This window comes from Xanthomonas sp. BRIP62409, assembly GCF_003992965.1.
Taxonomy (GTDB): Bacteria; Pseudomonadota; Gammaproteobacteria; order Xanthomonadales; family Xanthomonadaceae; genus Xanthomonas; species Xanthomonas euroxanthea.
Genome location: NZ_QEZJ01000020.1, coordinates 527,496 through 544,753 on the forward strand (window position 1 = coordinate 527,496; position 17,258 = coordinate 544,753).

The 17,258-nt window shown below is 66.8% G+C and carries 14 protein-coding genes; 7 read left to right on the forward strand and 7 right to left on the reverse strand.

Annotated features, from left to right (window positions below):
• The first annotated feature begins 56 nt into the window (after positions 1–56).
• The 5 genes from pdhA (at position 57) to EO170_RS11515 (ending at position 6,673) form a co-directional block, all read left to right on the forward strand.
• Entirely contained in the window at positions 57–1,145 is a 1,089-nt protein-coding gene (gene pdhA / locus EO170_RS11485; protein ID WP_126945001.1) for a pyruvate dehydrogenase (acetyl-transferring) E1 component subunit alpha, read from the forward strand.
• Positions 1,138–2,211, forward strand: a complete 1,074-nt coding sequence (locus tag EO170_RS11490) for an alpha-ketoacid dehydrogenase subunit beta (RefSeq protein ID WP_164739271.1) — start codon at positions 1,138–1,140, stop codon at positions 2,209–2,211. The genes pdhA and EO170_RS11490 overlap by 8 nt, the downstream gene beginning before the upstream one ends.
• Before the next feature lies 1 nt (position 2,212).
• Positions 2,213–2,596 carry an SH3 domain-containing protein gene (locus EO170_RS11495; RefSeq protein WP_104649133.1) on the forward strand — a complete coding sequence of 128 codons (384 nt, stop codon included), beginning with the start codon at positions 2,213–2,215 and terminating at the stop codon, positions 2,594–2,596.
• Positions 2,593–4,131, forward strand: coding sequence for a dihydrolipoamide acetyltransferase family protein (locus EO170_RS11500; protein WP_126945004.1), 1,539 nt, complete (start codon positions 2,593–2,595; stop codon positions 4,129–4,131). The genes EO170_RS11495 and EO170_RS11500 overlap by 4 nt, the downstream gene beginning before the upstream one ends.
• A 1,249-nt stretch (positions 4,132–5,380) precedes the next feature.
• Positions 5,381–6,673 (forward strand): DEAD/DEAH box helicase, encoded by a 1,293-nt coding sequence (locus EO170_RS11515; protein WP_126945007.1) that lies wholly within the window; start codon positions 5,381–5,383, stop codon positions 6,671–6,673.
• Between the two features lie 60 nt (positions 6,674–6,733).
• Here EO170_RS11515 and EO170_RS11520 read toward each other — a convergent pair whose 3' ends face one another.
• Together EO170_RS11520 and EO170_RS11525 are read right to left on the reverse strand one after the other, a co-directional pair.
• Positions 6,734–7,066 carry a DUF6172 family protein gene (locus tag EO170_RS11520; protein ID WP_104649192.1) on the reverse strand — a complete coding sequence of 111 codons (333 nt, stop codon included), beginning with the start codon at positions 7,064–7,066 and terminating at the stop codon, positions 6,734–6,736.
• A gap of 220 nt (positions 7,067–7,286) precedes the next feature.
• The gene (locus tag EO170_RS11525; protein ID WP_104649130.1) at positions 7,287–7,691 is read right to left on the reverse strand and encodes a helix-turn-helix domain-containing protein; all 405 of its coding nucleotides are present in this window, start codon (positions 7,689–7,691) and stop codon (positions 7,287–7,289) included.
• A gap of 129 nt (positions 7,692–7,820) precedes the next feature.
• On the opposite strand from EO170_RS11525, the gene EO170_RS11530 reads away from it, so the two are divergent.
• A complete protein-coding gene (locus EO170_RS11530) occupies positions 7,821–8,576 on the forward strand; it encodes an SDR family oxidoreductase (protein WP_164739272.1) in 756 nt (251 codons plus the stop codon).
• A gap of 331 nt (positions 8,577–8,907) precedes the next feature.
• Here the strand turns inward: EO170_RS11530 and EO170_RS11535 are convergent, their stop codons facing one another.
• From EO170_RS11535 to EO170_RS11550, 4 genes are all read right to left on the reverse strand, one after another.
• Complete coding sequence (locus tag EO170_RS11535) at positions 8,908–9,714, reverse strand: oxidoreductase (RefSeq protein WP_104586297.1); 807 nt, start codon at positions 9,712–9,714, stop codon at positions 8,908–8,910.
• A gap of 134 nt (positions 9,715–9,848) precedes the next feature.
• Positions 9,849–12,947, reverse strand: coding sequence for an efflux RND transporter permease subunit (locus EO170_RS11540; RefSeq protein WP_126945010.1), 3,099 nt, complete (start codon positions 12,945–12,947; stop codon positions 9,849–9,851).
• Positions 12,944–14,092 (reverse strand): efflux RND transporter periplasmic adaptor subunit, encoded by a 1,149-nt coding sequence (locus EO170_RS11545; RefSeq protein ID WP_126945013.1) that lies wholly within the window; start codon positions 14,090–14,092, stop codon positions 12,944–12,946. The genes EO170_RS11540 and EO170_RS11545 overlap by 4 nt, the downstream gene beginning before the upstream one ends.
• A gap of 75 nt (positions 14,093–14,167) precedes the next feature.
• A complete protein-coding gene (locus EO170_RS11550) occupies positions 14,168–14,785 on the reverse strand; it encodes a TetR/AcrR family transcriptional regulator (RefSeq protein ID WP_119129403.1) in 618 nt (205 codons plus the stop codon).
• Between the two features lie 88 nt (positions 14,786–14,873).
• Here EO170_RS11550 and EO170_RS11555 point away from each other — a divergent pair, with 88 nt between their 5' ends.
• Complete coding sequence (locus tag EO170_RS11555) at positions 14,874–16,346, forward strand: efflux transporter outer membrane subunit (RefSeq protein ID WP_126945016.1); 1,473 nt, start codon at positions 14,874–14,876, stop codon at positions 16,344–16,346.
• A 136-nt stretch (positions 16,347–16,482) separates the two neighbouring features.
• On the opposite strand, the gene EO170_RS11560 is transcribed toward EO170_RS11555, so the two are convergent.
• A complete protein-coding gene (locus EO170_RS11560; RefSeq protein ID WP_104534466.1) occupies positions 16,483–16,914 on the reverse strand; it encodes a VirK family protein in 432 nt (143 codons plus the stop codon).
• Positions 16,915–17,258 lie beyond the last annotated feature (344 nt).

Below are 17,258 nucleotides of genomic sequence, written 5' to 3' on the forward strand. Positions count from 1 at the left end.
GTCCTTAACATCGCAACTCATATCATTTGAAACTTCTTGGTGAAGGTGTCGCCGCAATGAGCGTAGCCGCGCAGTTCGAGATCGAATATCTGCAATACATGGACGCGGACGGCCAGATCGTCCGCGACGACCTGCCGGCCGACGCCGCCAACCCGCAACAGCTGCTCGCCCTGTTCAAGCGCATGCTGTTCGTGCGCACCTTCGACAGCAAGTCGGTCGCGCTGCAGCGCACCGGCAAGTTGGGCACCTATGCGGCCTGCCTCGGTCACGAAGCCACCCATGTGGGCATCGGCGCGGCGATGCGCAGTGGCGATGTGTTCGCGCCCAGCTATCGCGAGTACGGCACCATGTTCGAACGCGGCGTGCGCCCGCGCGATGTGCTGCTGTACTGGGGCGGCGACGAACGCGGCAGCGACTATCCGCGCGATGCCGATGCGGCGATCGACTTCCCGATCTGCGTGCCGATCTCCACCCAGTGCCTGCATGCGGCCGGTTCGGCGCTGTCGTTCAAGCTGCGGGGCAAGCCGCAGGTCGCGGTGGCCTGCTGTGGCGATGGCGGCAGCTCCAAGACCGACTTCTATGCCGCGCTCAATTCGGCCGGCGCCTACAAACTGCCGCTGATCCTGTGCGTGATCAACAACGGCTGGGCGATCTCGGTGCCGCGCTCGGCGCAGACCGGTGCGCAGACGCTGGCGCAGAAGGGCCTGGCCGGCGGCCTGCATTGCCTGCAGGTGGATGGCAACGACCTGATCGCGGTGCTCGAGGCGATGCGCCAGGCGCGCGCGCGCGTATTGGCCGGCGACGGCGGCACGGTGATCGAGTTCCTGACCTATCGCCTGTCCGATCACACCACCGCCGACGACGCGCGGCGCTACCGCGGCGAAGAAGAGGTCAAGCAAGGCTGGGCGCGCGAGCCGCTGCTGCGCCTGCGCCGCTATCTCACCGCGCAAGGCCTGTGGGACGAGGCGCAGGAAACCGCATGGAAGGCCGAATGCGGTGCGCGCGTGGACGCAGAGGTCAATGCCTATCTCAACACCCCGGTGCAGCCGGTCGAAGCGATGTTCGATTACCTCTACGGCGACCCGCCGGCCGAGTTGCTGGCCCAGCGCGCCGAGGTGATGGCGCAGGAGGCCCGTCATGGATGAGCTCAACCAGTCACACCTGGCTGCGACACAGCAGCAGGCCAGTGCCCCCTACAACGCCGCAGCCACGCGCGGAGAGAGTGCCATGAGTTCGCCCATCACCCTGATCGAAGCCATCACCCAGGCGCTGGCCTGGGAGCTGGAACACGACCCTGCGGTGCTGGTGCTGGGCGAGGATGTCGGCGTCAACGGCGGCGTGTTCCGCGCCACTGCGGGCCTGCAGCAGCGCTTCGGCAGCGAGCGGGTGCTGGACACGCCGCTGGACGAAACCACCATCGCCGGCCTGAGCGTCGGCCTGGCCGCGCAGGGCATGAAGCCGGTGGCCGAAGCGCAGTTCGACGGCTTCGTGTATCCCATGGTCGATCACCTGATCTGCCATGCCGCACGCCTGCGCAACCGCACCCGCGGCCGCCTGCATTGCCCGATGGTGCTGCGGGTGCCGTGGGGCGGCGGCATCCGCGCGCCGGAACATCACAGCGAAGCCAACGAAGCCATCTTCACCAACGTGCCCGGCCTGCGCGTGGTGTTGCCGTCCTCGCCGCAGCGCGCCTACGGCCTGTTGCTGGCCGCGATCCGCGACCCGGATCCGGTGATCTACATGGAGCCCAAGCGCATCTACCGCCAGTACAAGGAAGTGGTCGCCAACGATGGCGAAGCGCTGCCGCTGGATGTGTGCTTCGTGCTGCGCGACGGTACCGACGTCACCCTGGTCACCTGGGGCGCGCAGGTCAAGGAAGCGCTGGAAGCGGCCGACAAACTCGCTGGCGAAGGCATCAGCGCCGAAGTCATCGACGTGGCCACGCTGCGCCCGCTGGACTTCGACACCATCGCCGAATCGGTGGCCAAGACCGGCCGCTGCGTGATCGTGCAGGAAGCCCCGCGCACCGCCGGCTTCGGTGCGGAGATCGCCGCGCAGCTGGCGGAAAAATCGATGTACGACCTGCTCGCACCGGTCGAACGCGTCACCGGCTACGACACGCATATTCCGCTGTTCCGGCTGGAAATGAAGTACCTGCCGAGCGTGGAGCGCATTGTCACCGCCGCCCGTCGCGCGGTGGCTGCCGGCTGACATGCGCGCCCGTCTGCTCTGCGATTACCGCGCCGCGTACGCCAACCCGATCCGCTTCCACGCTGGCCAGCACGTGACCATCGGCGTGCGCGACGAGGAATGGCCGGCCTTCGCCTGGGTCAACACCGGCGACGGTCATGCCGGCTGGGCCCCGGTGGCTTGGCTGCGCCCCCTGGGCGACGGCCAGGCCGAAGCCCTGCGCGACTACGACGCACGCGAACTCGATGCCCAACAGGGCGAGGACGTGTTGCTGCATTACGAACATGGCGGTTGGTGGTGGTCCGAGCGTGCCGATGGCATGCAGGGCTGGCTGCCGGCTGCCGACCTCGAACTCCTCGACGACACCACGCCGCCGCTGCCTGCGGCGCAAGAGAACTTGCCATGAGCGAAGCCAAGAATTTCCACCTGCCCGACCTGGGCGAAGGCCTGCCCGATGCCACCATCGTCGAATGGTTCGTCAAGGAAGGCGATAGCGTGCGCCTGGACGATCCGCTGGTCTCGATGGAGACCGCCAAGGCGGTGGTCGAGGTGCCCTCGCCGTTCTCCGGCACCGTGACCAAGCTCGCCGGTGCCGCTGGCGATGTGATCGTGACCGGCGCGATGCTGGCGCAGTTTGCGCTGGACGCGTCGCAGCCGCAGCGCGCCGACGGCCAAGACACCGGCCACTCGCATGGCCCTGCACCCACGCATACGCCCAGCACCGGCGACAGCGCGGCCGGCCCGACCGCGCGCGTGGTCGCCTCCGACAACGGCGGCGAGATCGCCGACGCCGACGCCAGTGGCCAGAGCGAGCGCGACGACGCCGGCACGGTGGTCGGTGCGATGCAGAGCTCCAATGCGGTGCAGAGCGAACAGGCGATTGCCGTCGGTGGCGTGCGCGCGATGCCGGCGGTGCGTGCGCTGGCGCGCAAGCTGCGGGTGGACCTGGCACAGGTGCGCGCCACCGGCCCGGACGGCACGGTGACGATGGCGGATGTGAAGCAGGCCGCAGCCGCGGGCACCGCACGGTTTTCAGCCGGCGCGCAGGGCGTGTCGACCTCATCGGCCAGTGGCCGAGGGACCGCCGCTGGCGGCGGAGCGACCGCAGGCAACAACGCGCACCAGTCAGACGGTAGCGTGCATCCTTCGGACAACAGCGCGAACCATTCGGATGGCGGCGCGCGTCCCCTTCTCCCGCCTGCGGGAGAAGGTGCCCGCAGGGCGAATGAGAGCACCACTGCCCGCTCGCCGCTGTCGGCCAGCGGCAGGCCGATGCGTACCCAATCGCCCGGCACCAGCGTCAAGGGGCAACCCGAACAGCTCAAGGGCGTGCGTCGCAACATGGCGCGGGTCATGGCCGATGCGCACAGCAAGGTGGTACCGACCACGCTCAACGACGATGCCGACATCCACGCCTGGCAGCCCGGCAACGACGTCACCGTGCGCCTGGTGCGCGGCATCGTGCGTGCCTGCCAGGCGGTGCCGGCGCTCAATGCCTGGTTCGACGGCGAGGCACTCAGCCGCACCCTGCACCCCCAGGTCGATATCGGCATTGCGGTGGATACCGAAGAAGGCCTGTTCGTGCCCGCGCTGCGCAATGCCGACATGCTGGACGCACACGGCATCCGCGAGAGCGTCAACCGGCTGCGCCAGCAGGTGGAAACCCGCAGCATCGCCGCATCGGAACTCAGCGGCTACACCATTTCGCTGTCCAACTTCGGCATGTTCGCCGGCCGCTACGCCACTCCAGTGGTGGTGCCGCCATGCGTGGCCATCGTCGCCGCCGGGCGCGCGCGCTACCAGCTCACCCCGGTGATGGGCGGCGTGGAAACCCACAAGGTGATGCCGCTGTCGCTGACCTTCGACCACCGCGCCGCCACCGGCGGCGAAGCTGCGCGTTTCCTGCGTGCGCTGCTGGACGATCTGGCGCTGGCCAACTAACGCGCGGACAGCAAGACGACCGGCGCCCACCGCCAGGTGGGCCCGGCAGGTCTTGCGGATCTCATTCGCACGCGACCGGGTCGGCGCTTGCAGTGCACGCGCTGCTTGGGGACCGTTGGCGGCAGGCCACCATGTCGCCATCCATGGATGAAGTCGCGACGTATCACACGATCGGTTAAGGGCGCCGCTCGGTAAGGGCGCCGCGCAGTCGACCCACCGTTTTTTTTTAAGCATCTGATCGCGGCGGAATGACGCCTTGGTCGAAGTATTGGTCGCTTTATGTGTCGTGCCGCGATGAGGCTTGAACACTGCGGATGGATCAGTTGCAGAGCAGCCGATCTGCGGGTTTTCTGCAGGGCCCTCGCCTGCCCGCCATCGCGGGACACGCCGTGAATCCGTCCATGGAGGCTCTTACGCGGCATCCATGCCGCGTAAGGTCCCGCGACGGTGAGCGGGCAAGGACCTGTCGAGAGGGTCGGTGTGTCTAGTTGCAAGCAGTACATGATGCGCACGACGTGCGCTGGTCGGATCACCAGGCGTTCGCTCAACTCCCATCATTGCGCCGTCGCAAGCCGAGCGGCAGACAAGCCTCCTACACGCAACCTAGAAACGTCTCGTCTGCCACGCAAGCCGAGCATGCTTTCAGGAAAGCTGCCGGCCAACTATCTGGTGCGGTGCCCTCGCCGATTGCGGGACCGTGTGGCGGCATGGATGCCGCCACCGAGCCTCCATGGACGGATTCACGGCGTGTCCCGCGAGCGGTGAGGACGCCGCGCCCTCGACGCTGGGGCTTGGCTGCAGGGCCCTTGCCCGCCCACCATCGCAGGACACGCCGCAAGTACGTCCATGTAGGCTCTTACGCGGCATCCATGCCGCGTAAGGTCCCGCGACGGTGAGCAGGCAAGGACCTGTCGAGATGGTCGGTGTGCGGGTGCAAGCAATGCATGACGTGCACTGTTTGGATAACGGGGCGTTCGCTCGACCTTCCGCCATTTTCCATTGCAGGCCAGCAGCCGGCCAACTGTCTGGTGCGGTGCCCTCGCCGATTGCGGGACCGTGTGGCGGCATGGATGCTGCCACCGAGCCCCCAGGGACGGGTTCACGGCGTGTCCCGCAAGCGGTGAGGGCACCGCGCACTCGACGCTGGGGCCTGGCTGCAGGCCCTTGCCCACCCACCGACGCAGTGCCCGCGGCGGCCCCGCATGGGTCTCACCGACCATTGCAGTGCAAATGCCTGGATAATCGGTCCATGTCATTTGCCCATCTTTCGCTGTCGCCGCAGCTGCAGCCATTCTTCGACACCGCGCTGGCACGCGCCGGCCACCACACGCCCACGCCGATCCAGCAGCAGGCGATTGCGCCGATGCTGCAGGGCCGGGATCTGATTGCGATGGCGCAGACCGGTTCGGGCAAGACGCTGGCCTATGCGCTGCCGCTGCTGCAGCAACGCTGCCTGGCGCCGGATGTTGCCCCGCGCGTGCTCGGCGCGCTGGTGCTGGTACCCACGCGCGAACTCGCCGCGCAGGTCGAAGACACCTTGCGCCAACTGGCCGCGCATCTGCCGCGGCGGCTCAAGATCGTTGCGGCCACCGGCGGCAGTTCGATCAATCCGCAGTTGCTTGCCCTGCGCGGTGGTGCCGATATCGTGATCGCCACGGCCGGCCGGTTGCTGGACCTGGTGGATCACAACGCGCTGCGCCTGGGCGAGGTTGCCACGCTCGTGCTGGACGAAGCCGACCGCCTGCTCGAACTGGGCTTCGGTGCCGAGCTCGATCGCATCCTGGCCCTGCTGCCGGCGCAACGGCAGAGCGTGCTGTTCTCGGCCACGTTTCCGCCCGCCATCGCCTCGCTGGCCAAGCGTCGCCTGCGCGACCCGCTACGCATCACCGTTGATGCCACCCCGGAAGCTGCGCCTGCGATCGAACAACGCGCGATCGCCGTCGACGCCGGCCAACGCACGCAGCTGTTGCGCCACCTGCTGCAGGAGCATGGCTGGTCGCATGTGCTGGTGTTCGTCGCCAGCCGGCACACCGCCGAGAAAGTTGCCGAAAAACTCACCAAGACCGGCATCAACGCGCAACCGCTGCATGGCGAACTGAGCCAGGGCCGCCGCGAGCGTACGTTGCATGCCTTCAAACAGCGCGAGCTGCAGGTGCTGGTGGCCACCGATCTGGCCGGGCGCGGCATCGATATCGATGCGCTGCCGGCAGTGGTCAATTACGACCTGCCGCGTTCGACGGTGGACTACACCCACCGCATCGGCCGCACCGCGCGCGCAGGCGCCAGCGGCCTTGCGATCAGCTTCATCACCGCAGAGAGCCAGCCGCAATGGCGCCTGATCGAAAAACGCCAGGGCCTGCGCGTGCCCACCAGCGTGGTTGCCGGTTTCGAGCCGACCCTGGCGGCGACGACGCCTGCGACGCAGACGCCACATGTCGGCGCGCGCGCTCCGGACGACAACGGCGGCATCAAGGGCAGGCGGCCGAGCAAGAAGGACAAGCAACGCGCAGCGGCGGCGACGCAGGCTGGCAAGCCCGACTGACAGCAGGGCATGCCACCTGACGCGCCGTCGTCACGCGAAGGTGGACGGTGCGACGATGCCTCAGTCCTGCTCGAAATCCAGCTCGCCGCCCGGCGCGTTGTCGCCATCCGCACGCGGGGTACGCTTGCCGGGCTTGCGCAGGATTTCCACGAAGAACTGTTCGCCACCTTCGCTGGTGAGCGCATTGATCGAGCGGATCAGCTCGGCCGGCGGCAGCGGCGCGGCACTGGCCTCGTCCGCCCCGAAGCGCATGTCGAAGTCCCAGTAATCCGCGCCTTCGGGCAAATCCTTGCGGCGCTCGCGGCGGATGTACTTGCGGATATCGTGCTTGCTGGACTCCAGCAGACGATCGCGGTTCTTGCCTTCGAGGTTGAGCTGATAGGTCTTGCGCATGGCGACATCGGTTGGGAACTGGCCGCCTATTGTGAGGCCATGCGGCCAGTCTGGGTGAATCGCCGGCCATTGGCGTGGACCGAGCAGGCACCTGCGTGTGCATGCGCTCGATTGCGTGGTCGCGTTCGTGCCGGGATGCACGCCGATGCCAGGCAGCACCATGTGCAAGCCTCCGTCACCTCAACTCGTCATCACACACACGTGCATCAGCCGCAGTCCCTCACCCCACCGTTGCCGTTGCCGGCGCCAGCGCTTGCGTGCCCGCGACGAACGCCTGCTCGGCCGCAATCACCTCATCGGCGTGGTCCTGGCACCAGTGCAGCAGCGCCATCATCGGCGCTTCCAAGGTGTCGCCCAAGGGCGTGCGCCGGTATTGCACGGCCACCGGAGACGAGGAAATCACTTCCCTGCTGATCAAGCCGATCCGCTCCAGCCGCCGCAGCGCTTCGGTCAGCGACTTGTGCGTCACCCCGTCCAGTTGCCGCTTGATCTGATTGAAGCGCGTCGGCCCGTTGCACAGCACCGTCATGATCATGATCGACCACTTGTTGGCGATCGGCTCCAGCACGGTGCGGATATCCGAGATGCGATAGAGGTCGCAGGGCGCAGCGGTTTCCTCGGCCATATCTAGTTACCTCAAAGTGCGTAATTGAAACTAAGTATAGGATGGATATCATCTCGCCGGTACTGAAAACCGACTGGACGCGGTATCGCCGCGTCCAATCCCGTATCGACAACCAGCGAGAGACTGTCCATGTCAACGAATGAGCTCCACGGCAAAGTGGCCCTGATTACCGGCGCCTCCAGCGGCATCGGTAGCGCAACGGCCAAGAAACTCGCAGCGGCAGGAATGAAGGTGGGCCTTGCGGCGCGTCGCATCGACCGGCTGCAGGCATTGAAGGCAGACATCGAGCAGGCGGGCGGCCAGGCCGTCGTGCTGGAAATGGATGTCGCCAGCAAGGACTCGGTCGCTGCCGGCGTCGCAGCACTGATCGCCGCTTACGGCGCCATCGATGTGCTGGTCAACAACGCCGGCATCATGCCGCTGTCCAGCATCGATGACTTCCACACCGACGAATGGGAACAGATGATCGATGTCAACGTGAAAGGCGTGCTCAACGTGGCCGCCGCGGTGCTGCCGCAGATGATCAAGCAGCATTCCGGCCATGTCTTCAATACTTCCTCGATCGCCGGGCGCAAGGTCTTTGGCCAGGGATTTGCGGTGTACTCGGCGAGCAAGTTTGCGGTGACCGCGTTCACCGAAGGCCTGCGCATGGAAGTCGGCAAGAAGCACAACATCCGCGTCACCAGCATTCAGCCGGGCATCGTTGCAACCGAGCTTCCGGCACAGACCACCAGCGCGGAATATCAGGCAATGATGGCCGGTTATGCCGGCACGGTGCGGATGCTGGATCCGATGGATATTGCCGACACCATCCTGTTCGCAGCGCAGGCACCGGCGAACGTCAATATTGCCGAAGTGTATGTGTTACCCACCGACCAGGTGTAACGAGTGCTCGACCACTCCATGCAGCCGGCTCCCCGGCGGCATGGGGCACGCGACGCTTCGGAGCAGCTAGCAAAACCCCTGTGCGCACCGCCGCCCGGGCGTGGTCGGTGCTCGAAATCGGTGCGTTGGTCATCGCTCGGCACGCGGTTGACCTAGCCGCCGCTGCCAAGCGGTGAGGGGTCGCCTCACATGGGTGGGGCGACACACGCAAGGCCGGCGATGGACAGGCAGTGCGTAGCGATTGCAGGCACCACCCGCATCTGCCCGGCGACGCGCAGTGCTTGTCGACGCGCAAGGTGTCACGCATCCACCTGCAGGCGCGCTAGGTGCGTCAGCTCAGCCCAAGCTGCTTGCGCAAACTGCCATCCACCGCACTGGCGGGCATGAACCGGCGCAATTTGCTCAGCAGCGATGCCTGGCCGGGCGGGGTGCGACGCATGCGCCACTTGCCCAGTGCGGCCTCCACCACGGTGGTGGCCACGTCCTGCGGTCCCGGCGCATTGTCGATGTAGCCGGTGACCGCACGGCCAACCATGTCACGTTCGCGGTCGTACTCGGCGATGGTGCTCTGCGCCACCGGCGAATTGCTGCCCAGGCTGGTCTTGGTGTACGCCGGCTCCACCAGCGTCACCCGGATGCCGAACTGGCGCAGCTCGTGGTCCAGCGTTTCCGACAGCCCTTCCACCGCGTGCTTGGAGGCGGCATACACCCCCATGTACGGTGCCGGCAGGAAACCCAGCACCGAGCTGACATTGACGATGCGCCCCCGGCGCTTGTCACGCATGTGCGGTGCCACTGCCTGGACCGTGCGCAGAATGCCCAGCACGTTGGTATCGAACAGCACGGCAGCTTCTTCGGGGCTGGTTTCCTCCACTGCGCCGATAAGGCTGCTGCCTGCGTTGTTGACCAGCACATCGATGCGGCCGCTGCGGCCGACGATACCGTCGACGGCGCGCCGCACCGAGGCAGCGTCGCGGATATCCATCTCGACCAATTCCACATTGGCCAGCGGCGCGGCGCCGGAAAGCGCGCGCACGCTGCCGTAGACGGTGCAGCCGCGCTGGGCGAAGCGCTCTGCGGCAACGCGGCCGATGCCGGAGGACACACCGGTGATCAGCACAACGGACTGCTGTTGCATGGTAATTCCTTTATCTATGAGGGAAGAGCGCCGGCCAGGTGCGCAGCCATTGGCGGCGCGCGGATCGAACGCGAGGATGACAAGCGCCCTATAGCGGAAGGCAACGGCAGCATGGCCGCCGTCGCCAGTGGCACTCAGGCGTGCTGCGCAACCGCCGCGGTGCTGCTGCCGTTGCCGGTATCGGGGCGGATCTTGAACCAGATCGAATACATCGCCGGCAGGAACACCAGCGTCAGGATCGTGCCGGCCAGGGTGCCGCCGATCAGCGTATAGGCCAGCGTGCCCCAGAACACCGAGTGCGTGAGCGGGATGAACGCCAGGATCGCCGCCAGCGCGGTCAGGATCACCGGCCGGGCGCGCTGCACGGTGGCTTCCACCAGGGCATGGAACGGGTCCAGACCCTCGGCCTCGTTGTGGTGGATCTGCCCGATCAGGATCAGCGTGTTGCGCATCAGGATGCCCGACAACGCGATCAGGCCCACCAGCGCATTGATGCCGAAGGGTTGCTGGAACAGGATCAAGGTCGGCACCACACCGATCAGGCCCAGCGGGCTGGTCAGGAACACCATCACCATCGCCGAGATCGAGCGTACCTGCAGGATGATGATCAGCAAGGTGGCCGCCAGCATGATCGGGAACAGCGGCAGCATCGCGGTGGTCGCCTTGCCGGATTCCTCGATGGAACCCGCCTCCTTGATCTGATATCCGCTGGGCAGTTTTTCGATGATCGGTTGCAATTGCTTGGTGATCACGGCCGAGACATCCGGCGGCTGCAGCTGGTCATCGACATCGCCGCCCACGGTGATCGTCGGCACCCGATCGCGACGCCGCATGATCGGCTCTTCCATCCGCACATCCACCTTGCCCACCTGCGCCAACGGCACGCGCTGGCCATTGGCGCCGGCCAGGGTGAAGTCGGCGATGCGCGCCGGATCGAAGCGCGTGTCGCCGGCCGAACGCGCCATCACCTGCACGCTGCGGATATCTTCGCGCACCAGCGTGACCGGCACGCCACTGAGCAGGAACTGCAGCTGCTGGGCCACGGCGGTCGAGGTCAGCCCCACTGCCTGCAGGCGGTCCTGGTCCAGGGTGAAATGCAGCGTGGGGGTGCGCGTGCCCCAGTCGGTGTTGACGGTGCGCAGCATCGGGCTGTCCTGCATCACCTGCCTGACCTGCGCGGCGATGCCACGCAACACCTGCGGGTCCGGACCGCTGACCCGGTACGCCACCGGGAACTGCGAGTACGGGCCGAAGGTGAGCTGGGTGACACGCACGCGTGCTTCGGATGCGAGGCCTTCGGAAATGGCCTTGCGCAAACGCAGCTTCAATGCATCGCGCTGGTGCTGGTCATCGGTGCGGATCACGATCTTGGCAAACGACGGGTCCGGCAACTCCGGGCCCATGGCCAGGAAGAAGCGCGGCGCGCCCTGCCCGATGTAGGCGGTGACGATCTTGGCTTCGTCCTGCCTGGCGAGCCAGGCTTCGACCTTGGCAGTGGCCGCGCTGGTCTGGTTGATCGAGGTTCCGTACGGCATCTGCACTTCGACCAGGACTTCGGGGCGATCGGAGATCGGGAAGAACTGCTTCTTGACGATGCCCATGCCAACGATCGCGAGCACGAACAGCCCCACCACCGAGCCGGCCACCAGCCATTTGCGCGCGATGACGCGCCCCAGCGCAGCGCGGAAGCGGTTGTAGCGCGGCGTGTCGTACATCGCGGCGTGGCCGCCTTCGATCTTCTTCAGGTCCGGCAGCATCTTGACGCCCAGATAGGGCGTGAACACCACCGCCACCACCCACGACACGATCAACGCAATGCCCACGATCCAGAACATGTTGCTGGTGTATTCGCCGGCGGTGGAGGCGGCAAAGCCGTTCGGCATGAAGCCGACCGCGGTCACCAGCGTGCCGGACAGCATCGGCGCGGCGGTATGGCTCCACGCATACGCCGATGCGGCGACGCGGCTGTAGCCTTCCTCCATCTTCACCACCATCATCTCGATGGCGATGATGGCATCGTCCACCAACAGGCCCAGCGCCAGGATCAACGACCCCAACGTGATGCGGTCGAAGTTCTTGCCGGTGGCCAGCATCACCACGAACACCGCCGCCAGCGTCAACGGCACCGCCGCCGCCACCACGATCCCCACGCGCCAGCCCATGCTGACGAAGCACACCAGCATCACCACCAGCAATGCGACGAAGAACTTGGTCATGAACTCGCCGACCGATGCGTCGATGTTGACCGCCTGGTCGGTGACCTTGCTCAGGGTCATGCCCAGCGGCAGCTCGGCATTGATCGCGCTGACTTCGCTGTCCAGCGACTTGCCCAGATCCAGCCCGTTCCAGCCATCGCGCATGATGATGCCCAGCAACAACGCCGGCTCGCCGCCGCTGCGGATCATGAAGGTGGACGGATCCTCGTAGCCGCGCTTGACCGTGGCGATATCCGACAGCTTCAGGGTGCGGCCCTGCACCACCAGCGGGGTGTCGCGAATCTTCTGCAGGCTGTCGAGCGCACCATCCAGGCGGATGAACACCTGCGGCCCGCGCGTTTCCACCGAACCAGCCGCATTCAAGGCGTTCTGCGCATTGAGCGCGGCAAACACGTCCTGCGGGCTGATGCCCAACGTGGCCAGGCGCTCGTGTGAGAACTCGACAAAGATGCGCTCGGGCTGTTCGCCGATGATGTTGACCTTCTTGACGCCCGGCACATGCAACATGCGTTGGCGCAGGGTCTCTGCATCGCGCGCGAGCAAGCGTTGCGGCTCGCCCTTGGCCTTGAGGGCGAACAGCGCGAAGGTGACGTCGGCATATTCGTCGTTGACCATCGGCCCGATCACACCGGCCGGCAGGTTGCCGACTTCGTCGCCCACCTTCTTGCGTGCCTGGTAGAACTGCTCCTGCACCTGGCTGGGCGGCGTGCTGTCCAGCAAGGTCAAGGTGGTGAACGCAAGGCCGGGGCGCGTATAGGTTTCGCTGCGGTCGTACCAGCGCAGTTCCTGCAGGCGCTTTTCGAGTTTCTCGGCCACCTGGTCCTGCATTTCCTGCGGCGTGGCACCCGGCCAGGCAGTCACGATGGTCATCACCTTGACGGTGAAGGCCGGGTCTTCGGCGCGGCCCAGCTTGAGAAATGCGACCAGGCCGGCCAACGAAATCAGGAAGATCAAAAACAGCGTGATCGAGCGCTCGCGTACCGCCAGTGCCGAGAGATTGAATCGGCCCTCGCTCACGGCTGCGCTCCTGCCGCGGACGCGGTTTTGGCGCCGGTCGCGCTGCCATCGGCAGGCGCGATCGTGTTGGCGACCCGCACCCGTTCGCCGTCGCGCAACAGGTGCGCGCCCAGCGCCACAATGCGCTCGCCACGCCCCAGCTTGCCGGCGACATTGGCATGGTCATCGTCCAGGCCCAGCACCGTCACCGGCCGCCAGCTCACCCGGGTCGGGTTGCCGGCGATGACCCACACGCCCGGCCCCTTGCCGGCATCGAACACCGCGGCCAGCGGCACCTGCAGGCCGGCCTGGGTGCCGGTGGCGGTGCCGGCAGGCACGCGGACGCTAACGGTGGTGCCCAGCGGCGCCTGCGCCAGCGCGCCGTTGAGCACGTACCGCGCCTCGAAGGTGCGGGTGAGCCGGTCTGCGCTCTCGGAGAGCTGGCGCAAGGTGGCCGGCACGCTGACCGCGGCGTTGCCGAACAAGGTGGCCTGGGCCACCGAGCCAACCTGCGGGCGCAGGGTTTCCGGCAACTGGATCACCGCCTCGCGCGGCCCGGCATGCGCCAGGCGCACCACCGGCTGCCCGGCAGCAACCACCTGGCCCGGCTCGACCAGGGTCTCCATCACCACGCCGTCGGCATCGGCCAGCAGGTCGGTATAGCGATTGGCATTGCGCGCGACATCGGCCTGGGCCTGGGCGGCGCTCAGCTGCGCCCTGGCCGCATCGGCGGCCGCCTTGATCTGGTCGTAGGCCGAGGCGGAGATGGCGCCGGTGCCGCGCAGGTCGCGATAACGGGCTTCATCTTCGGCGGTCTGCAGGGCACGGGCGCGGGCAGCGGCCACCGCATCCTGCTGCGCACGCGCGGCCAGTTGCAGGTCCACCGGGTCGATGCGCATCAGCGGCTGCCCACGCTTGACGCGCTGGCCGGCATCGACCAGCCGCTCGGACACCTTGCCGGCGACGCGGAAGCCCAGGTCGCTCTGCACCCGCGCTGCGACGGTGCCGGAGAAACTGCGCGTGCCTGCGTCGGCGTAAGCGACGGTGGCCACCCGGACCAGCGGCGCGGCGGTCCGCGGGTCAGTAGGAGCATTGCCTCCGCAGGCGCTAAGCGCCAGCGGCAGAACACACAGAAGGGCGAAGGGAATCTGGAGGCGCGGAAGCATGGTCGTCTCAAAGCGAGCTGTTGATGGCTCGCATCTTCAGACTTGTGACCAAATCAGTCAATAGTCACAAACGAACTAGGGCGCCAGACTGCGCAGTACCAGACTCGACAACAGTGCCGGGACCTCTTCGGCGTACTCCAGGCTGTGCTGCAGCAGCAGCGGATTGATGTATGGCCGCATCACCAGGTAGATCGCCCGGCTCGCCTCGTCCAGCGGCGTCTTTCGCTCGAAGTCACCACTCAGGCGCCCCTCCACCAGGATCTCCTGCAGCAGCGCCTGCAGCTGCGCTTCGTAGACGAGGACCGTGGGCCACCGCTCGATCGAGGCAGACGTGGCAATCTCGTACAGCTTCGGTCCGCGCGCGTGCAGGCGCAGGCTTTCGTTGACTACCACCTTGAAAAGACTGCGTAATTTCTCCTGCGGCGTTGTTGCCTGGGCAACGGCCGCAGCCGTCTCGAGCTTGATTTCCTGCAGGCACTGGCCACAGATGACTTCGCCGATGGCCTGCTTTGAGGCGAAGAACTTGTAGATGTAGGCCTTGGAGAATCCAATCTCTTTTGCCAGATCGGACACGGCGGTCTTTTCGTAGCCATAGCGACTGAAGTGGTCGGCTGCTGCGGCCACGATCTGGTCGCGCACGTCGTGATCGACCGGGCCCCGGCCCGCAACTGGGTAACTGGATGCTTTGTTCATTTGGACAGCTTAGCGCTGTCGCCCCCGACTTACAAAAGTGACCGTTTCGTATTACAGTCACTCACCGCTTTGCCACTTTGGTCTCCTCATGCCACTCCGCACCCTTGCAGCGCTTATTGCCGCCAGCCTCGCCGCAGGTTGTGCGGTCGGCCCCGACTACGCCCGCCCGGACACGCCCGTGCCGGATCGCTACCTTGGCCAAGCCGCCGTGGCTGAACGCCAGGCCACCGTGCAGGCCGACCTGGCCACCTGGTGGACCGGCTTCAACGACCCGGACCTGAGCCGCTACGTCACCCAGGCGCTGGCGCAGAACCTGGACCTGGCCCAGGCCACCGCACGCGTCACCCAGGCCCGCGCCGGGCTGACTGCCGCCACCGCCGCGCTGCTGCCTTCGGGCAACATCAGCGGCAACGCGACCCGCGCCTACCAGTCGCTGGAAACGCCGCTTGGCCAGGTGCTCAGCAGCACGCCCAACTTCGACCGCTATGCCAGTACCTACGAAGCCAACCTGGGCGCGAGCTGGGAACTGGATCTGTTCGGCGGCCTGCGTCGCGGGCGCCAGGCCGCCCTGGCCGACTACCAGGCCAGCGAAGCCGGTGCCGCCGCCACCCGCCTGGCGGTGGCGGCGCAGACCGCCGATATCTACATCAGCATCCGCGGCCTGCAGGCCCGGCTGGAGGTGGCCCAGCGCCAGGTCGCCACCCAGCAGGGGCTGGTGTCGATGGTGACGCTGCTGCATGGCAAGGGACTGGCGCCCGAGCTGCAACTCCACCAGGCGCAAGGCGCGCTTGCGCAGGCGCAGGCGTCGGTGCCCGGCATCGAAAGTGGCCTGGTCGCGGCGATGAACGCCCTGGACGTGATGTTGGGTGTGCCGCCCGGCACGCACCGCGCGGAACTGGCCGCCACCAAGCCGATTCCGCTTGCACCGCAGATCGCCGCCACAGGCACGCCCGGCGACCTGCTGCGCCGCCGCCCCGATCTGATCGCCGCCGAACGCAGGCTGGCAGCGTCGAACGCGCGCATCGGCGTGGCGATGAGCGAGTACTACCCCAAGTTCTCGCTCAGCGGCCTGCTCGGCAGCGCCACGGCCATCTCCGGCGGCAACCTGTTCACCGGCGATGCCGCGCAGTCGTCCGGTGTACTGGGGCTGCGTTGGCGGCTGTTCGACTTCGGCCGCATCAATGCGCAGATCGCCCAGGCCAAGGGTCAGGAAGCCGAGCAACTGGCGGCGTATCGCCTGGCGGTCCTGCGCGCCACCGAGGACGTCGAAAATGCATTCACCGCGCTGGTCAAGCGCGAGCAGCAGGCCGCGGTGCTGTCGCAGGGAGTGGAGGCGCTTGGCAAGGCGCGTGGCGCCTCGGCCCTGGCCTATGAGAAAGGCGCGGTCAGCCTGATCGAAGTGCTGAATGCCGACGACACGCTGCTGCGCGCGTCCGATGCGCAGGTGCAGGCGCGCACGGATGCAGCGCGCAGCGCAGTGGCCACCTTCAGGGCACTGGGCGGAGGCTGGCAATCCAGCGCCGCCGAGGCGGTGGCAGTGCAGCAGTCGTCACCGCGGTGACGTGACCCAGGCAAGACCCGAGCATGCAATCGCCAGCCGCGGCGATTGCATGCTCGGGTCGCGCCCGACCGCTGCAGGCCGCAGGGCAACGCGATGGCGCTGCACTGCAGCCTGCAGTCGTCACGGTGCAGCGCGCTCAATCGGCGTGGAAGCGGATGCCTTGATTGATCGTGCATTGATACGCCAGCACCGGCCCACGTTGCTGCAGGCCCGGCAGGTCGTACATGTAGGTGGTGAAACGCACGCTGCCATCCGGGCGCAGTTGGTAGCGCATGAACTGCTGGATCGGCTTGCCGTCGTTGGCCACGGTGAAGTGCGAACCGGAGAACGCGGCGGTGCCGTCTTCGGTGATGCGGTACGCGTCGATATGGCGGCCGCCACGGGTCTGCGTGACGGGCGTGCCTTCTTCGGGTGTGCAGCGGCCAAGGTCGGTGGTCAGGCTGACGTCGTAGCCGGATTCCAGGGCTGCGAGCACTTCAGCACGGGTATTGAGCGATTCGCTGGCCCAGGCGGGCAGCGCGCAGGCGCACAGCGTGGCGAGCAAGGTGGCGGGAGCAAGACGGGGCATGGCGAACTCCAGGCGGACGGGGGAATCAAACGCCCTGGACGGTCATCGGCCCAGGGCGATCACCATGACCTAGTCCTGTCTGCACCGCTGCGCTGCGCTACGCATCACGCGGCATGATTGCGCTGTTTGGCGAAGCCCGCACGCAATTGCCGGATGGGGGCTATGCCCGTGCGCGCAGAGGCTGCTTGCAGCGTGATCGGGCGTCTTCCGCGCCAGAAAAAATGACAGGGGAAAGACGGAACACGGCAGACGGTATGCGCATCACGCAAGTGTCCGATGCACGCGTAACGCGCTGCGCGGGGTGCCGGTCACGCCCCAGTCGCGGCCAGGTCCGCTCCTACGGC